14 protein-coding genes are annotated in these 15,877 nt (G+C 58.3%); 7 read left to right on the forward strand and 7 right to left on the reverse strand.

Translation table 11 applies throughout. The features are described 5' to 3' along the window. Positions 1 to 29 precede the first annotated feature (29 nt). The 6 genes from BM069_RS02070 to BM069_RS02095 all read left to right on the forward strand — a co-directional run bounded on the left by BM069_RS02070 (position 30) and on the right by BM069_RS02095 (position 7,907). Positions 30 to 761 carry a hypothetical protein gene (locus BM069_RS02070; RefSeq protein ID WP_093319632.1) on the forward strand — a complete coding sequence of 244 codons (732 nt, stop codon included), beginning with the start codon at positions 30 to 32 and terminating at the stop codon, positions 759 to 761. 112 nt (positions 762 to 873) lie between these two features. Then, positions 874 to 3,423, forward strand: a complete 2,550-nt coding sequence (locus BM069_RS02075) for a penicillin-binding protein 1A (protein ID WP_093319635.1) — start codon at positions 874 to 876, stop codon at positions 3,421 to 3,423. Positions 3,424 to 3,517: 94 nt separating this feature from the next. Beyond that, positions 3,518 to 4,216 carry a heparin lyase I family protein gene (locus BM069_RS02080; RefSeq protein WP_139216119.1) on the forward strand — a complete coding sequence of 233 codons (699 nt, stop codon included), beginning with the start codon at positions 3,518 to 3,520 and terminating at the stop codon, positions 4,214 to 4,216. Between the two features lie 147 nt (positions 4,217 to 4,363). Beyond that, positions 4,364 to 5,488, forward strand: coding sequence for a peptide chain release factor 2 (gene prfB / locus BM069_RS02085; protein WP_093319640.1), 1,125 nt, complete (start codon positions 4,364 to 4,366; stop codon positions 5,486 to 5,488). Positions 5,489 to 5,566: 78 nt separating this feature from the next. After that, complete coding sequence (locus tag BM069_RS02090) at positions 5,567 to 6,982, forward strand: amidase (protein WP_093319643.1); 1,416 nt, start codon at positions 5,567 to 5,569, stop codon at positions 6,980 to 6,982. Between the two features lie 91 nt (positions 6,983 to 7,073). Beyond that, positions 7,074 to 7,907, forward strand: coding sequence for a DUF2189 domain-containing protein (locus BM069_RS02095; RefSeq protein WP_170846651.1), 834 nt, complete (start codon positions 7,074 to 7,076; stop codon positions 7,905 to 7,907). Here BM069_RS02095 and BM069_RS02100 read toward each other — a convergent pair. The 3 genes from BM069_RS02100 to BM069_RS02110 form a co-directional block, all read right to left on the reverse strand. Next, positions 7,904 to 8,116 (reverse strand): hypothetical protein, encoded by a 213-nt coding sequence (locus tag BM069_RS02100; RefSeq protein WP_093319645.1) that lies wholly within the window; start codon positions 8,114 to 8,116, stop codon positions 7,904 to 7,906. The genes BM069_RS02095 and BM069_RS02100 overlap by 4 nt on opposite strands. Then, positions 8,113 to 9,276 carry an aromatic ring-hydroxylating oxygenase subunit alpha gene (locus BM069_RS02105; RefSeq protein ID WP_093319648.1) on the reverse strand — a complete coding sequence of 388 codons (1,164 nt, stop codon included), beginning with the start codon at positions 9,274 to 9,276 and terminating at the stop codon, positions 8,113 to 8,115. Before BM069_RS02105 ends, BM069_RS02100 begins: the two co-directional genes overlap by 4 nt. Before the next feature lie 103 nt (positions 9,277 to 9,379). Then, on the reverse strand, positions 9,380 to 10,195 hold the full coding sequence (locus BM069_RS02110; RefSeq protein WP_342028831.1) for a helix-turn-helix domain-containing protein: 816 nt from the start codon (positions 10,193 to 10,195) through the stop codon (positions 9,380 to 9,382). A gap of 224 nt (positions 10,196 to 10,419) precedes the next feature. Here BM069_RS02110 and BM069_RS02115 point away from each other — a divergent pair, with 224 nt between their 5' ends. Then, positions 10,420 to 10,800: a S1 domain-containing protein gene (locus BM069_RS02115; protein WP_093319651.1), complete on the forward strand. Its 381-nt coding sequence runs from the start codon at positions 10,420 to 10,422 to the stop codon at positions 10,798 to 10,800. 70 nt (positions 10,801 to 10,870) lie between these two features. Here the strand turns inward: BM069_RS02115 and ilvN are convergent, their stop codons facing one another. From ilvN to BM069_RS02135, 4 genes are all read right to left on the reverse strand, one after another. Further along, positions 10,871 to 11,434 (reverse strand): acetolactate synthase small subunit, encoded by a 564-nt coding sequence (ilvN, locus tag BM069_RS02120; protein WP_093319654.1) that lies wholly within the window; start codon positions 11,432 to 11,434, stop codon positions 10,871 to 10,873. Positions 11,435 to 11,445: 11 nt separating this feature from the next. Further along, a complete protein-coding gene (locus BM069_RS02125) occupies positions 11,446 to 13,200 on the reverse strand; it encodes an acetolactate synthase 3 large subunit (protein ID WP_093319656.1) in 1,755 nt (584 codons plus the stop codon). A gap of 528 nt (positions 13,201 to 13,728) precedes the next feature. Next, entirely contained in the window at positions 13,729 to 14,388 is a 660-nt protein-coding gene (locus BM069_RS02130) for a response regulator transcription factor (RefSeq protein ID WP_093319658.1), read from the reverse strand. Then, on the reverse strand, positions 14,385 to 15,818 hold the full coding sequence (locus tag BM069_RS02135) for a cache domain-containing protein (protein ID WP_093319659.1): 1,434 nt from the start codon (positions 15,816 to 15,818) through the stop codon (positions 14,385 to 14,387). The genes BM069_RS02130 and BM069_RS02135 overlap by 4 nt, the downstream gene beginning before the upstream one ends. Between the last annotated feature and the right edge of the window lie 59 nt (positions 15,819 to 15,877).

The raw sequence follows: 15,877 nt of genomic DNA on the forward strand, positions 1-15,877 counted from the left end.
TACCCATAATTGGATTGAGGATATTTGGCATGTGGCGGTTTTTTGCCGGTTTGGTTTTGTCCCTCGGGGCTTGTGCGCCTGTGGATTACGACTCGGTCAGCAGGGGCGAGTTTGAAGGGCTGGTGCAGCTTTTCTGGGTTGGCGGGGCCCTTGGATCGCCACAGGGGGACGGCAAGTTTCTTTACGTGCCCCACGCCACCGCTCCGCTGCGTTTTACCAGCAAGAGCCTGAAGGATCCGGACGGGGATGCTTTGGTGATTGAGCCTGCGGCTTTCTTTACGGACGGCGGGTCTGTGCCGCGAATGGTGCAGGGGGTTCCGGGGTTCAATGCATGGGCGTTCGGGTCGGCATATGTCATCCACGATTGGGTCTTTGAAGCGCATAGGTGTTTGAATTACGCCAAGAAACGCCAAGGCCGCCTGCCGGAATCCGATACGCCGACTGAGGAAATGAAAGCCCTGAGCAACATGACATTTGCGCAAAGCGCCCAGTTGATGGCGGAAGGGATCAAGACGCTTTTGGATGGCGAAGTCTCCGGGGGACCCGGAGGGGTGATCGCGTCGTTTACCGCCGGTCCGATCAGTCACGCCCTGTGGCGGGAGGAAAAATCCTGTGAGGAAATCCGTGCGCCAAAAGATCCCGCACCTCAGGAAATCGAGGCACGCATGCGCCAAAAGAGCCTATCGCAGGCCCAGCGTGACAGCTTTGTTCTCAGGGACGGACGGCGGGTGAAATTGCTGGGACTTTATAAGGTTCCATAGGGTCTTTGGTGGGGAAACCGTCAAACTCGGCGTGACGCGCGGTATCGTGTTTTGATCCGCGCGGTGAACAGGTATAAGAGACACTCAAAACGCTCAATTGAGGGTCGCGCGCGTGCTGAGATTCATTGCTTCGTTCTTCGGAACGATCTTCACCTTTATCACTATGGGACTGTTCGTCGTCGCGTTGTCGATCGGCGGCATTTTCTGGGTGTACGGTCAGGAACTGCCAAGCCACGAAAATCTGGCACAATATAAGCCGCCGACTATCAGCCGGATTTATTCCGGTGAAGGTGAGATTATCGACGAATTCGCCAAGGAGCGTCGCCTTTTTGTACCTGCGGATGAAATTCCCGATCTGGTGAAGCAGGCGTTCATTTCTGCCGAGGACAAGAATTTCTACGAACATGGCGGGTTTGACGCGCGTGGTATTGCGGCAGCGGCCTATGAGGCTGTGGCGTCGCGTGGCGAAAGCGTGCGCGGGGCGTCCACGATCACCCAGCAGGTTATGAAGAACTTTCTGTTGTCCGGTGATCGCAGAATCGAACGTAAAATCAAGGAGATCATCCTTGCGACCCGCGTTGAGGAAACCCTGAGCAAGGACCAGATTCTCGAGCTGTATATGAACGAGATTTTCCTTGGTCAGAACTCCTATGGTGTGGCCGCGGCCGCGCAGACGTATTTCAACAAGAACCTGGATGATTTGGCCCCGCATGAAGCGGCGACCTTGGCGTCTATGCCCAAAGCTCCGGGGCGGTTCCATCCGGTGCGCAACATGGAGCGGGTTATGGACCGCCGGAACTATGTTCTGCGCGAGATGAGCCAGAACGGCTACATCACCGAAGAGGTGTATCTGGCAGAACGGGAATTGCCGCTGCGGTCGGTGCAGAATGGCGATTTTGACAGCTTCAAGTCGGCTTTGCCGCCGCGGGACTACTTTACCGACGAGATCCGCCGTCAGTTGAGCCGCGATTTTGGTGAAGAAGAGTTCTTCACAGGCGGGATGACAGTGCGGGCTACCGCAGATCCCGAGATGCAGAAGATTGCGGCGAGGGCCTTGCGCCGTGCGCTTGAGAAGTATGACCGCTCGCGTGGCGTCTGGCGCGGCACCGGTGAGGTGCTGCCGCTTGAGGTGCTTGAGGATGAAACCGCGTGGCGTGAAGCACTGGCCAGTGTGGGAGTGCCGCGTGATGTCGACCTTGAGGGGCAATGGCATCCGGCAGTGGTTCTGGCCGTGGGCAACAACGATGCCCGCGTTGGCATCGAAGGCATCGATGAGGTCGAGGGCGGCCATTGGGTGCCAGCCAAAGACGCGCAATGGGCGCGCAAGCAGCTGGAAGATGGCGCGCTTGGGCGCAAAGCCAAGGTGGCCGGTGATCTGGTTGCGAAGGGCGACGTTGTGCTGGTGCGTGCGATCACCAAAGATGACGGCGGCGAGTTTGTGCGCTGGTCGTTCCGGCAGGTGCCGGAAGTGCAGGGCGGGTTCATGGCAATGGACGTCAACAACGGCCGTGTGATCGCGATGCAGGGTGGCTTTAGCTATCAGGACACGGTGTTCAACCGCGCCACGCAGGCCAAACGCCAGCCGGGTTCGAGCTTTAAGCCGTTTGTTTATGCCTCGGCGCTGGACAGCGGCTATAGCCCCGCGACGATCGTGATCGACGCGCCGATTGAAATCGACACGCCACAGGGTGTGTGGCGGCCGAAGAACTCGACCAACAAATTCTATGGACCGACCCCGATGCGAACCGGCATCGAGATGAGCCGGAACCTGATGACCATCCGTCTGGCGCAGGAAGTCGGGATGAACACCGTGGCCCGTTATGCGGAGCGGTTTGGGGTGTATGAGAACATGGGTCAGTTCCTTGCGAACTCGCTTGGTGCGGATGAAACTACGCTTTATCAAATGGTTGCGGCCTATGCGATGTTCGCCAACGGCGGCGAGCGGGTGGAGCCGACGCTGGTTGACCGTGTACAGGACCGCTATGGCAAGACGATCTATCGCCATGATCAGCGCGACTGTGCCGATTGTGCTGATCCTGCCATTCCCGAGACCCGCAGCCCGCGCATCGTGACCAACCGCGAGCGGGTGATGGACCCGATCACCGCCTATCAGCTGACCTCGATGATGGAAGGCGTTGTCACACGCGGCACGGCCAGCAGTCAGATCAAGTTGCCGGTGCCTGTTGCGGGTAAAACCGGTACAACCAACGAAGCCAAAGACGTCTGGTTTGTAGGCTTTACCTCCAACATCGCGGCGGGCTGTTATATCGGTCACGACCGACCGCGTCCGTTGGGCCGTGGCACCTATGGTGGCACGACCTGTGGTCCGGTGTTTCAGGAGTTCATGGAAGAGGCGATCAAGAAATATGGTGGCGGTAAATTCCGTGTGCCGCCCGGTGGCCATTTCATCAAAATCGACCGGTACACAGGCGCGCGTTTGGACAATGATGCCAGCGGCGCGCATGTGGTGGCGGAGTACTTCCGTGATGGCGAGGAGCCTGTGTTTGGTATCACTTATGACGGTGGTTTTGGCATGGGGTCGAACCTGCCGCTGTTTGACGAGGTTAGCCAAGGGCGCGAAGTCACAACGTCGAGCGGCCGCGAGGTGATCGTGGGGCCGAAGGCTGACTTTGGCACGGTGAGTTCGGGCGGGTTGTATTGATCTGAGAGAGACGTGTTTCACGCGGTGGATTTAGACTTGAAATCAACGCGTTAAGTTGCGCAAATACCTCCTGTTTTGTCAGGAGGTATTTGTTTTGAAGGTATTGCGTTTGTGGCTTCTTGTGGTGTTTGTCGCGATGCCTTTGGGCAGCATCGCCAAGGATTTTGGGACCGATTTTTCCCGTGGGTCTTCGCAGATGAAAGTCCCGCACCGGCATAACACAACGGCAGAGGCTGCAACGCGTGCAGACGGTGTTTTGACGATGACCGTACACGCGGGCATGCATGGCGCCAGCAGTGATCAAAAAAACGGCAAAGAGCGGGCCGAATACGGGGTTCGTTTAAACGACAAGGATGTCGTTGTTCGTCAGTCGTTTCGGGTGCGCGCGGTGAGTGGGTTTCCCACCAAGACCCGGACAATGATTGCGCAGATCAAGTTCAGCGACACTCCGCGCGGAACGGGGTCACCTCCGGTGGCAGTTTACATGTCCGAGAGCGGCGCGGCTAAATGTAACGGTTATGGCAGCGGGCAAGCGAAAGCGGATCATCGTCGGTTGAAAGGTGTCAAACTGGATGATGGTCAATGGCATGATGTTATGATGGAAGTTGTTCTGTCGGACACCAACGGCACCTGTCGCGTGTTTGTCGATGGCCGCAAGGTGATTGAGCAGACAGGTCTGGATACGCATCAGAATGGCAAAGAGCTTATGGCGCGGATTGGTCTTTATCGGGATGCGATGGCGACCACGCAGGTTGTTCAATTTGATGACTGGAAAGTAAGTTCGTCGCGCTAAGGAGGGGCTGTCTCGAACTGAGGCCAACTATGGAGTGATATCCGGTGTCTCCCTACAGCAAAGGCGGTTGCTTGAGCGCTGGCACCTTGCCCCCCTTTGCACACTGGTTTATCACCCTGATCTGAACCGACAGAAGCAGGATGGACCATGCGCGCTGAAGCACAGAACCTTGTGGCAGATATCGAAAAATCGCTGGAGCTGTTGCGCCAGCGGATGAATTTTGAGACCGCTGCCTATCGGCTCGAAGAGTTCAACGCGCGGGTGGAAGATCCCGATCTGTGGAACGATCCGGCGGCTGCGCAGAAGCTGATGCGCGAGCGTCAGTTGCTTGTGGATTCGCTGGACACCGTGAAGGCCATCGAGACCGAGATGAGCGATAACGTTGAGCTTATCGAGTTGGGCGAGATGGAAGAGGACGACGAGGTTGTTGCAGAGGCCGAAGCAGCCTTGGCGACGCTGAAGGAGAAAGCCGCAAAGAAAGAGCTTGAGGCGCTTCTGAACGGTGAGACCGATGGCAACGATGCTTTCCTTGAGATCAAATCCGGCGCCGGTGGCACCGAGGCCTGCGACTGGGCCAGCATGTTGGCGCGGATGTATGTGCGGTGGGCCGAGAGCCGTGGCTTTTCGGTGGAGTTGCAGGAAGAGCAGGCTGGCACGGAGGCTGGCATCAAGTCTGCGACCTATCAGATCAAGGGCCACAACGCCTATGGCTGGCTGAAGTCGGAAAGCGGCACACACCGCTTGGTGCGGATTTCGCCGTTTGGCAAAGGCACGCGGGAAACGTCGTTTGCCGCCGTTGGGGCCTATCCGGTGATTGACGACAACATCGAAATCGAAGTGAACCCCGCGGATATCCGGATTGACACCTACCGCTCTTCCGGTGCCGGTGGTCAGCACGTGAACACCACCGACTCGGCTGTGCGGATCACGCACCACCCGACGGGGATTGTGGTGACAAGTTCCGAGAAATCGCAGCACCAGAACCGCGACATTGCCATGAAGGCGCTGAAGTCGCGGCTTTATCAAATGGAGTTGGACGCGCGCAGTGCCGAAGTGAATGCGCTTCATGAGGCCAAGGGCGACGCGGGCTGGGGTGCGCAGATCCGGTCGTATGTGATGCAGCCCTACCAGATGGTGAAAGACCTGCGCACGAACTATGAGACCGCCGACACCAAGGGTGTGCTGGATGGCGATCTGGACGAGTTTATGGCGGCGACACTTGCGATGAACGTGGCTGGCAAGAGCCGCGCGGACGCGCAGAGCGACGAATAAGAGCGCTTGCCTGACGCGCTTCGCGCTTGATTCCGAGCCTGAGTGCGATAGCGTTTCCCCAACTCTGGGGAGACAGACATGAGCGATTTTCTGGATTGGGATGCGGTTGAACTGATTGCCGCGCTGCAGGGCGGGAGCCTGAGCGCGGTGGAGGTCATGCAAGCCACCTTGGCCCGCATTGGTGAGCGCAACATCGCGGTGAACGCGATTGTCGATCTACGTGCCGATGAGGATTTGTTGGCAGAGGCCAAAGCGGCGGATGCCGTGCCCGCGGACAAGCGTGGCAAGCTGCACGGGGTGCCGATTGCGATCAAGGCGCTGGCGGATGTCAAAGGCACGCGCAACACGCAGGGATCGCCGCTTTTTGCGGACAATATCTCTGAGGCAGACAACCGTTTTGTGGCGTTAATGCGGGCGCAAGGCGCTATTTTTATTGGCAAAACCAATGTACCGGAATTTGGGCTCGGCTCTCATAGCTATAACCCTGTGCACGGCGTGACACGCAATCCTTATGGGCATGATTTCACCGCTGGTGGCAGTTCCGGCGGCGCGGCGGTGGCCTTGGCGACGGGGATGGTTGCGCTGGCGGACGGCAGCGACATGATGGGCAGCCTGCGCAATCCGGCGGCGTGGAACAACGTCTACGGCTTTCGGCCAAGCTGGGGCGTGGTGCCGCGAGAGGTCGGGGCTGAAAGCCATTGGCAGCAGTTGAGCACGATTGGCCCGATGGCCCGCAGTCCGCGCGATATGGCGGTGATGCTGGATGTGATGGCGCAGCCCGAGGCTGGCGTGCCGTTCAATATGGCGGCGCAGGATTGGGATATTCCCGATCAAGGTGCGGCAGCCGGCCGGAAGATCGGCTGGCTTGGCGACTGGGGCGGGGCGATGCCGATGGAGGCCGGTGTGCTGGAGCTTTGTCGCGCAGGTTTCGATGTGCTTGGCGGCTTGGGCGCGGTGCTGTCTGATCAGGTCTCGCCGTTTGATGCAGAGGCGATTTTTGAAAGCTGGGCGGATCTGCGCTCCTTTGCTTTGGCAGGGGAGCTTGCGCCGCTTTATGAGGATGAAACCAAGCGGGACCGGTTGAAACCTGAGGCGCAGTGGGAAGTGAAGCGCGGGATGGAGATGGCGGCGATGGATTTACATCGCGCGACCAAGGTGCGCTCGGCCTGGTTTGCCGCCGCGGCGGAGATGTTTGAGACCGTAGATGCCGTGGTTTTGCCCGTGGCGCAGTGCTGGCCGTTTCCGGCGGAGTGGGACTGGCCCAAGGAGATCGCGGGTGTGGAAATGGACACTTATCACCGGTGGATGCAGGTGATGGTGCCCGCGAGTCTGTTGGGGCTGCCAGCGGTGAGCGTGCCAGTTGGATTTGGCGAAAACGGATTGCCGATGGGCATGCAGATCATCGGCGCCAAGGGCACAGACCGCATGGTTTTGGAGATCGCGCAGGCCTATCATAAGGCGACCAACTGGACGGGAAAACGACCTGCCACATAAGAGCGCAGGAAACTTTGCTTTATCAATGACTTGATTGGCGTCGCCAAAGCGGGTTTGATCACCTTTGAGGAGATCAAAGGGAGAGGCAGCTATGGCGCAAGAGGCGGCAGAGCCAACAAGCGAGCAGGCAGATACGCCCGAATTGGGTGTGCCACCATTGGGTGCGGCCGAGATGCCCATGTTGAAGGAGGCTCTGCGCAGAGGTGCCAGAGACTTTGTGAAGAAGCCGCTCTATGGCATTGCTTTTTCATTGTTTTATGTGATCGGCGGGTGGGCGATGCTTTGGCTCACTTGGGCCAGCGGGCAGAGCTACTGGCTGACATTTGCGGCGATCGGGTTTCCCCTGATTGGGCCATTTGCCGCCGTTGGGCTTTATGAGGTGAGCCACAGGCTTGAGAATGGCACAGAGATGAGTTGGGGTGACATCACCGGTGTTGTGATGCGTCAGAGCAAGCGGCAGTTGCCGTCAATCTGTGCAATCATCATCATTGTGTTCCTGTTTTGGTTTTTCCTTGCCCATATGATTTTCGCGCTGTTTCTCGGGTTGTCGACGATGACCAATGTGTCCAGTTCCCTAGATATCTATTTTACCACCAACGGGATCCAGATGCTCGTTATGGGATCGGCAGTCGGGGCCGGATTCGCGCTGTTGCTCTATATGATCACGGTGCTGAGCCTGCCTTTGTTGCTGGATCGGGAGGTGGATTTTGTCACCGCCATGATCACCAGTTTCAAATTCGTGCAGGAGAACTTCAAAGTGATGTTTGTCTGGGGCGTTCTGCTGGCTGTGCTGACTTTTGTGGCCATGATGCCGGGGTTTTTGGGGCTGTTTGTCGTGCTGCCGATACTGGGGCACGCAAGCTGGCACTTGTATGCGCAGGTGAAGGCAGCGGGCGAGGTCGCGCGAGAGGCGGGCGCGGTTTAATCACGCCCCATGGCCTTTAGTTCAGCCCGCAGCCTTTCGGCGCGGGCATCCCCCGATTCCAAAGCAAAAACATAGGCATGAGTGAGGTAGAAGCCGCGCGCCGTGTTGTTTTGGGCGCTGTGTGCGGCCTCTGAATACAGTCGGATCAGCGCGCTTTGGTCGTGGGCCGCGTGTGCAGCCAGCAGGCGGGCTTCGAGTGTTTCACTCATTCCGCGGCGTCGGCCTGCGTGGCGCGATAAAGTTGCAGGCGTTGAGCAACCCAGTCGTGGAAGCAATGTGTCGGTCCGTCCATTGCGGGCGAAAAGCGGCCCCCGTCAAAATCAGGAGCATGTCGGCCGCGTTGCATGCCTTCGACGACAAAGACGTCTTCTTCGAAGACCTCTTTCCATTGGGCCGTGTTTTTGGCGCGCAAGTCGGCGTCTGTTTCCTCGGACGCATAATAAAGGTGGATATGTTCCACAGTGTTTTCTGTGTCCACGGGTTCCAGCACGATGGCAAAGGCGTGGTCGCGTTGCGCGCCCAAAAGGACGTTGGGATAAACCGCGATGTATTCCGCGCCTTCATTCCAGAACTCAGACAGGCCGGCAAAGTCGGGGAAGGATTCGCCGCCTTCGCCGGTGAGTTGGCGATAGACGAGGGTGCCTTGACCTGAATAGAGGCCCATCTCGGCAATGTTGTAGTGATCTTCGAGGCGGGAATAGCTGTTGAGGCCGGGATGGACCCAAGGCAGGTGATAGCTCTCGCAGTAGTTTTCGACCGCGAGTTTCCAATTGGTTTTCACAGTCAGTTCAAAGCGGCTGTCAGGCCCACCGTGGTGGTGGGGTTGGTCGAACTCTTTCCAGCGATCCAGCAGCTCTGCATGGACGTCTTCGAACGCCGGAGCGTCGCCTGAGATGTTCACAAACACCACGTCGCGCCAGATGTGGCTGCGGACCTCGATCAGGCCAAGTTCGGAGCGGTTCATGGCCTCATGGGAGTTTTGACCGGGGCCACCCACGTGGGGCGTCGTGACCAGACGGCCGTCGGTGGCATAGCACCAGCTGTGGTAGGGACAGCGGATGGCGCCTTCGATTTTGCGCGGCTCTTCGACGAGGATCATTCCGCGGTGGCGGCACGTGTTGTTGAAAACGCGCACGACGCCCTCGCGGTCCCGCAACAGAAGCAGCGGCATCCCCAGAAACGAGATCGGCTTGGCATCGCCGTTCTCCGGCACGTCTGCTGCGACAGAGAGGCCGGCCCATGTGGACAGCAGGGCCGCCTTGGTTTCTTCGGCAAAAACGGCGGGGTCGGTATAATGCGGGTTGGGCAGACCCTGAGCCTGCGCAACGGGACGGCGGACGGCGTCGAGGTCTGTGGGGTGGCTGGTCATGGCGATTCTCCGCGTTGGCTTGGTTAAGCCTAAGCGCGCGAGCGGGCGGTTCACTTGTCCAAGAGCGACTTGTGGTGACGCGGAGCGGCCTACGGGGCGGCGATCAGGAGAAGGGACGCCCAAGTTGCAGCAGTTTGCGGTGGCTGGGCGGGATTTCGTCCGGATGCCGGAAGCCCGTGTTGCGTGCAATTTGGAGCACTGTGCCAAGATCATGGCCAAGGTGTTCATAAACCAACCGCGCGGCGCGGCGACCAGTGACGGTTTCACGCACGGTTCTGGTGGCATAGCCCGCCCAGAAGTGGTTTTGAAAACTGGCGACGCGGCTGAGATAGTTGAAGGATGTCGCCATCGTGTGACGATGGCTGAGCATTGCCGCAACCCCGTCTTCCTGAGGCATCACCACGCCACGATATTCACGAATTGGCGCGTCCGTGGGCAGGCCTTGCTCGCGCATGGCCTGTTTGGATTCGTAAGCCCGCGCAAAGCAGTGGTTGTCCTTGCGGAAAACATAAATCAGGCCGGAGATGATCAGGTCGGTTTCGATAAAGCTGCGGCGGGAGAAATGGTAAAACCCGTCCGGAAACACCTCTTGCGGGATGTCGTTCATGCCCGAGCCGACATAGTCCGCAAGATAGGGATGGTTCAGAATACCGTGGTCGGGCTCGATCTGGTCCAGAGGTTCAAGCAGGATCCGCGCGTCTGTGCCGAAGAACTCGCAAATGCGATAAAGCACGTCGGGACGCGGGAAGCTTTCTCCGGAAAGGTAGCGGTTGAACTGCGTGCGGTTGATGCCGAGGTCCCGACACAGCTTGGAAATCGACGGATAGTCGCGTGACAGGCTGCGCAGGTTTTGCCCGAACATCTGACGCAACTCTGCCGGTGATTTGCCGTTGCCATGAGTCCAAAGAGGGTCTGCCACCGATCGCTTCCTCCGCGCGTGTAACGTCTTGTTTTCCCGTCAGGGTTTTATCGTTTCTGAGTAGCGTCGGATACTGACGCTAACTGGCGTCATTGTGACGCAACCTCGCGTCTATGCCAAGAATTTTCGACACAATTTCGTTGGGTTTGTCCGTCAATTAACCATGTTCCGCGTCACCGACATTTGTGAAAATCCATAGTTGGGGAAAAGGAGAGACGGATCAAATGCTTGGAGTAGTTTTGTGGCATGATCAGGAGAGCAACAGAGCTCTGATCTGGTGCGAAGATCAGGGCGATTTGGCCTATTTCAACGGCACAGAGGACTTGAAATCCCGTGAATTTGCCCAGTTGGGCGAAGGGGATCTGGTGCGCTTTGACGTCAGTGAAGGACATAATCGACGCTATGCCAGTAACCCGATGCCGGTTGATCGCGGCCAGTATGCCAGTTTGCCGGACATTTTGCGACAAAACGGGCGCGATACGGGCCTTCAAGGGCACGCCGGAGACGACACAAACACGCGGGTCTCAAGGCCGGTTGCCAAACGGCGCGGATCCAACGTGGTGCCGTTTCCGACAAATGGATATGCGCTGGCTGCGGTTGAGTAATTCGCCGAAAGCGATGGCATGAAAAAGGGGTCGCCGGCTGGGCGACCCCTTTCACGTTGCTAATACTGCTTTACTCAGCGCCGCGCGACAAAGCGGCAACGCCGGTGCGGGCGACCTCGATCAGGCCCAACGGGCGCATCAGATCGGCAAAAGCGTCGATTTTTTCAGGAGCGCCTGTGAGTTCGAAAATAAAGCTTTCCAGTGTGCTGTCCACGGCGTTCGCGCGGAAGATATCGGCCAGACGCAGGGCTTCGACGCGTTTTTCGCCGGCACCCGCCACTTTGAAGAGCGCGAGTTCACGCTCTACGCTTGCGCCTTCGACCGTGAGGTCGTGTACCGCATGAACAGAAACGATACGGCCAAGTTGCGCTTTGATCTGTTCGATGACCTGCGGCGTGCCGGTGGTCACAACGGTGATGCGTGACATGTGGCCGGTGTGGTCGACCTCGGCCACGGTCAGGCTTTCAATGTTGTAGCCGCGACCTGCGAAGAGTCCGATCACGCGCGCCAGAACGCCAGGTTCGTTGTCCACCAGAACGGCCAGCGTGTGGGTTTCGGGCTCGTCCGAGAAGGTCGGGCGCAGGTTGTAGGCGGAGTGGCTCGTGGAGCCTTTTTTGATTTTTAGAGCAGACATCGTTGTTCTCCTTACACCATCACCGCGCCGCCGGCCTGAATCACGCCTTGCGTGTTGGCCTCGCCCAGAAGCATTTCGTTGTGCGGCTTGCCCGACGGGATCATCGGGAAGCAGTTCTCGTGTTTTTCCACCAGACAGTCAAAGATCACCGGACCGTCGTAATTGATCATTTCCATGATCGCGTCGTCCAGATCGTCGGGGTCGGAGCAGAGAATGCCTTTGGCGCCAAAGGCTTCGGCGAGCTTCACAAAGTCGGGCAGGGCCTCGGACCAGCTGTGGGAATAGCGTTCGCCGTGCAGAAGTTCCTGCCACTGGCGCACCATGCCGAGGCGCTCGTTGTTCAGGATAAACTGTTTGACCGGCAGGCGGAATTGCACCGCGGTGCCCATTTCCTGCATGTTCATCAGCCAGCTGGCTTCGCCTGCGACGTTGATCACGAGGCTGTCGGGATGCGCCATCTGCACACCGATGGAGGCGGGGAAGCCGTAGCCCATGGTGCCCAGACCGCCGGAGGTCATCCAGCGGTTGGGATCCTCAAAGCCGAGATACTGCGCGGCCCACATCTGGTGCTGGCCGACCTCGGTCGTGATGTAGCGGTCATGCTCTTTGGTCAGCGCCTCAAGACGCTCAAGCGCATATTGCGGCTTGATGGTTTTGCCTTCCTGAACGTACTTGAGGCATTCCACTTTGCGCCAATCGGCGATCTGTGCCTGCCATTTTGCAATAGCCGCTTTGTTGGTGCGTTTGCCCTGTGCCTTGAACACTTTGAGCAGGTCCGTCAGCACCGAGGTCACATCGCCAACAATCGGAATGTCGGCCTTGATCACCTTGTTGATCGAGGACGGATCAATGTCGATATGCGCTTTCTTGGAGCCCGGCGAGAAGGCGGAGATCAGGCCGGTGATGCGGTCGTCAAAGCGTGCGCCGATGTTGATCATCAAATCACAGTCGTGCATCGCCATGTTGGCTTCGTAAAGGCCGTGCATGCCCAACATGCCAAGCCAGTTTTCACCAGACGCAGGGTAGGCACCCAGCCCCATAAGGGTCGACGTGATCGGAATGCCTGTGGCCTCAACCAATTCGCGCAGCAGTTTGGAGGCTTGTGGGCCGGAGTTGATCACGCCGCCGCCGGTGTAGAACACAGGGCGTTCCGCTACCGCGATGGCCTCTACCAGTTCGTTGATCGCTTCGATGTCGCCCTTGGTCTGCGGCTGATAGATCGTGGTGTCGGCCTTTTTGGGCTCCGTATAGGTGCCGTTGGCGAACTGCACATCCTTGGGGATGTCCACAAGCACGGGGCCGGGACGGCCCGATTGGGCGACGTGGAACGCCTGGTGCAGGGTTTCTGCAAGCGTGTCAGTGTCTTTGGCCAGCCAGTTGTGTTTGGTGCAGGGGCGGGTGATGCCCACGGTGTCGGCTTCTTGAAAGGCGTCAGAGCCGATCATGAAGGTCGGCACCTGACCGGTCAGAACCAGAATTGGAATGGAGTCGAGCAACGCATCCGTCAGGCCGGTCACAGCGTTGGTGGCACCAGGGCCCGAGGTCACAAGCGCCACGCCAACCTTGCCGGTCGAGCGGGCATAACCTTCGGCGGCGTGCACCGCGCCCTGTTCATGGCGCACCAGAATGTGACGGATATCGTTTTGCTGAAAAATCTCGTCATAAATCGGTAGGACAGCGCCTCCGGGGTAGCCAAAGACTGTGTCCACACCCTGATCCTTCAGGGCCTGCACCACCATTTTTGCTCCGGTCATTTGACGTGTCATCCGTGTTCTCCGCTTATCGACGTCGTCTTTATCTGATCCATAAAAAAGCCCCCGCTTTTCGGCGAGGGCGCATGGGGTACCGTTATGGTGTCCGTTACCGGCCCATGCGCCATTTTTCCACAATTACGACTAGCGTCCGCATCGTCGGGGTCCTTTAATGGGTTCGAACCGGACCTTATGGGCGCTGCAACGCGGCGTCAACAGCGAAACGAATGCAAAAACATGGTTTTGGGCACATTTTCTTTGCGAATGTTGCGTGTGGTGGGGTTGTTTGTGAAATTTAAGCAATTTTGTGGGGTGAGTTGCGACTGAAACAGTTCACGCCATTCGTGCCATGCAGCAATTTGGCGCGTCAGATCGGATTTTATCGCGATGTTCTTGGGTTTGAGGTCGGATTTCAGGCCCAGATTTGCGCCACTTTGTGGCGGGATGGCGTGGTGCGCAGTCGGGAACGCTTTTTTTACCCTGGACAGGGTTTTGCCGGCGCAGTTTGCCGAACCTCAATGCCGCAGAAACCGTATGTCCGGACTAAAGACCTACGCCTGTACCTTGCAGAACCCCGTGTTCCATCGCGTAGCGGGTCAGGCCGGCGGTAGAGGAAATGCCGAGTTTGCGTTTGATGTTCTTGCGGTGTGTTTCCACCGTGCGCACGGAGATATTGAGCTCAAGCGCAACTTCTTTGTTGGATTTGCCCTGCGCCAGTTGCAACAGGACGGTTTGTTCGCGGCTGGTGAGGGGCTCGCGATCGTTGCCTTCGGGTGGCTCCAGCGAACCTTTGGCACCGGTGCAGAGATAGCGGTTGCCGATCATCACTTCGTCGATCGCGGTCTTGATCTCTTCGGTTTGCACATCCTTGAGAATGTACCCCATGGCGCCGTGGCTGAGGGCAGTTGAGATGTATTCGGGGCTGTCGTGCATGGACAGGATCAGGACGCGCAGATCCGGATCCTGTTCCAAAAGCATTTCCGTCGCGGTCAGCCCGCCGATTTCGGGCATGTTGAGATCCATCAGCACTACGTCAGGGCGCAGGCTGGGCAACTGATCCACTGCTTCGCGGCCATTGGTCAGGGTGCCGACCACAGAGATGTCGTCGTAGCTTTCCAGAATGGACTGGATGCCTTCGGCAACCATGGGGTGATCGTCGACAATGGCGACGCGGATGGGGGAGGCTTGGGCATCGAGTGTCATGCGCTGGCCTTTCTTGATGTGTCCGAGCCGTCCGACTCTGGCTTGAGAATGTGGCTCAGCGGCACTTCTGCCACGATCACTGTGCCGCTGCGAGAGGAGAAAATGCGCAGGGTGCCGTCGAGCTGTTCGACCCGTTCTTGCATGTTGCGCAGGCCAAGGCCGCCGGCGTTGCGGTTTTCGTTCTGACTGTCTTGGGGCAGGCCCTGACCATTGTCGGCGATGCGCATGGTGGCGCCGCGTTTGTGGCCACGCACGTCGATTGTGACCCGCGTGGCGTTGGCGTGACGCTCGATGTTGGTCAGTGCTTCCTGTGCGATGCGGTACAGGGCGATTTTGCTTTCCTGATCAAGGCGGTTGCGGAAAACAACCGTGTTGAAGTCGGTTTCAATGCCAGTGCGTTCGCCAAAGTCTTCGGTCAAAGCCTTCAGGGCAGGGCCGAGGCCGAGGTCATCCAAAACACCAGGGCGCAAGTCGCGGGAGATACGGCGCACCTCCTGAATGGCGCCGGAGAGGTGTTCGATGCCTTTGTCCAGACTGTCGAGCCCGCGCGCGTCTCCGGTTTTTAGCCGCCGGTGCGCGCTGTCGAGCGCATAGCGCACCCCGACCAGAAGCTGGGAAATCCCGTCGTGCAGTTCGCGCGCGACGCGGCCGCGCTCTTCCTCCTGTGCGTCAAATACCCGTTGGGTCAACGCCTTGAGTTTGGCATCGGCCAGCCTGCGTTCGCGCACGGTGATGACAAAGCCGGACAGGAACACCAGCGTCAGCGCGGCAACAGTGATCACCAGAATATAGAAAGATGTGCGTTGCACCCGTGTTTCCACCTCGGCGCGGGCGCTGGCGACCGTATCAAGGACATCATCAATAAAGATGCCGGTGCCCACGGCCCATTTCCAGTCCTGCAACCCGACCACATATGTCACCATGCGCGCGGTTTCGCGGGTGCTGGGCTTGGTCCAGTCAAAACTGTGATATCCGCCACCATTGCGTGCGATTTCGATCAACGGGTCGGTGATGGAAATCCCGTTCAGATCCTCAAGACCCCGCCAGTTTTTGCCGATAAGATAGGTCTGGCGGGGGCTGACGAGGTTGTTGCCGTCATAGTCAAAAACAAAGAAATAGCCGTCCTGACCGTAGAGCATGGAGGACAGGATCTGGGTGACGGCCAGTTTGGCGTCATCGTCATCAGGCGCGGCGCGGCCGTAGATGTTCACAAAGGCCGTGCGGGCAATGGAGATATAGTTCTTCAGCTCTGCCTTCTTGGCCTCGATCAGCTGGGTTTCCAGCGCGGCGATTTCGCGTTCGGCCAACTGCCGTGACTGGTTCGCCACGAGCACAGAGATCGCCGCCACCGCAAGCAAAAGCGGGACGGTGGCCAGCAAAAACAGCTTTTGGCCATAAGACAGGCCCAGATGCGGAAAAAAGCGGCGCATGGCGATTCGTTACGGAAGATTTAAGGCGAATCATAGGTCCGAATCGCGAAAACCGGAGA

This window comes from Shimia haliotis (genome assembly GCF_900114415.1).
GTDB classification, from domain to species: domain Bacteria; phylum Pseudomonadota; class Alphaproteobacteria; order Rhodobacterales; family Rhodobacteraceae; genus Shimia; species Shimia haliotis.

What these genes read in the sequence shown, in the direction of transcription:
- BM069_RS02070 (WP_093319632.1), top strand. Translation starts at nt 30, where the DNA reads ATGTGGCGGTTTTTTGCCGGTTTGGTTTTGTCCCTCGGGGCTTGTGCG.
- prfB (WP_093319640.1), top strand. Translation starts at nt 4,364, where the DNA reads ATGCGCGCTGAAGCACAGAACCTTGTGGCAGATATCGAAAAATCGCTG.
- BM069_RS02090 (WP_093319643.1), top strand. Translation starts at nt 5,567, where the DNA reads ATGAGCGATTTTCTGGATTGGGATGCGGTTGAACTGATTGCCGCGCTG.
- BM069_RS02095 (WP_170846651.1), top strand. Translation starts at nt 7,074, where the DNA reads ATGGCGCAAGAGGCGGCAGAGCCAACAAGCGAGCAGGCAGATACGCCC.
- BM069_RS02100 (WP_093319645.1), bottom strand. Translation starts at nt 8,116, where the DNA reads ATGAGTGAAACACTCGAAGCCCGCCTGCTGGCTGCACACGCGGCCCAC.
- BM069_RS02105 (WP_093319648.1), bottom strand. Translation starts at nt 9,276, where the DNA reads ATGACCAGCCACCCCACAGACCTCGACGCCGTCCGCCGTCCCGTTGCG.
- BM069_RS02115 (WP_093319651.1), top strand. Translation starts at nt 10,420, where the DNA reads ATGCTTGGAGTAGTTTTGTGGCATGATCAGGAGAGCAACAGAGCTCTG.
- ilvN (WP_093319654.1), bottom strand. Translation starts at nt 11,434, where the DNA reads ATGTCTGCTCTAAAAATCAAAAAAGGCTCCACGAGCCACTCCGCCTAC.
- BM069_RS02125 (WP_093319656.1), bottom strand. Translation starts at nt 13,200, where the DNA reads ATGACACGTCAAATGACCGGAGCAAAAATGGTGGTGCAGGCCCTGAAG.
- BM069_RS02130 (WP_093319658.1), bottom strand. Translation starts at nt 14,388, where the DNA reads ATGACACTCGATGCCCAAGCCTCCCCCATCCGCGTCGCCATTGTCGAC.
- BM069_RS02135 (WP_093319659.1), bottom strand. Translation starts at nt 15,818, where the DNA reads ATGCGCCGCTTTTTTCCGCATCTGGGCCTGTCTTATGGCCAAAAGCTG.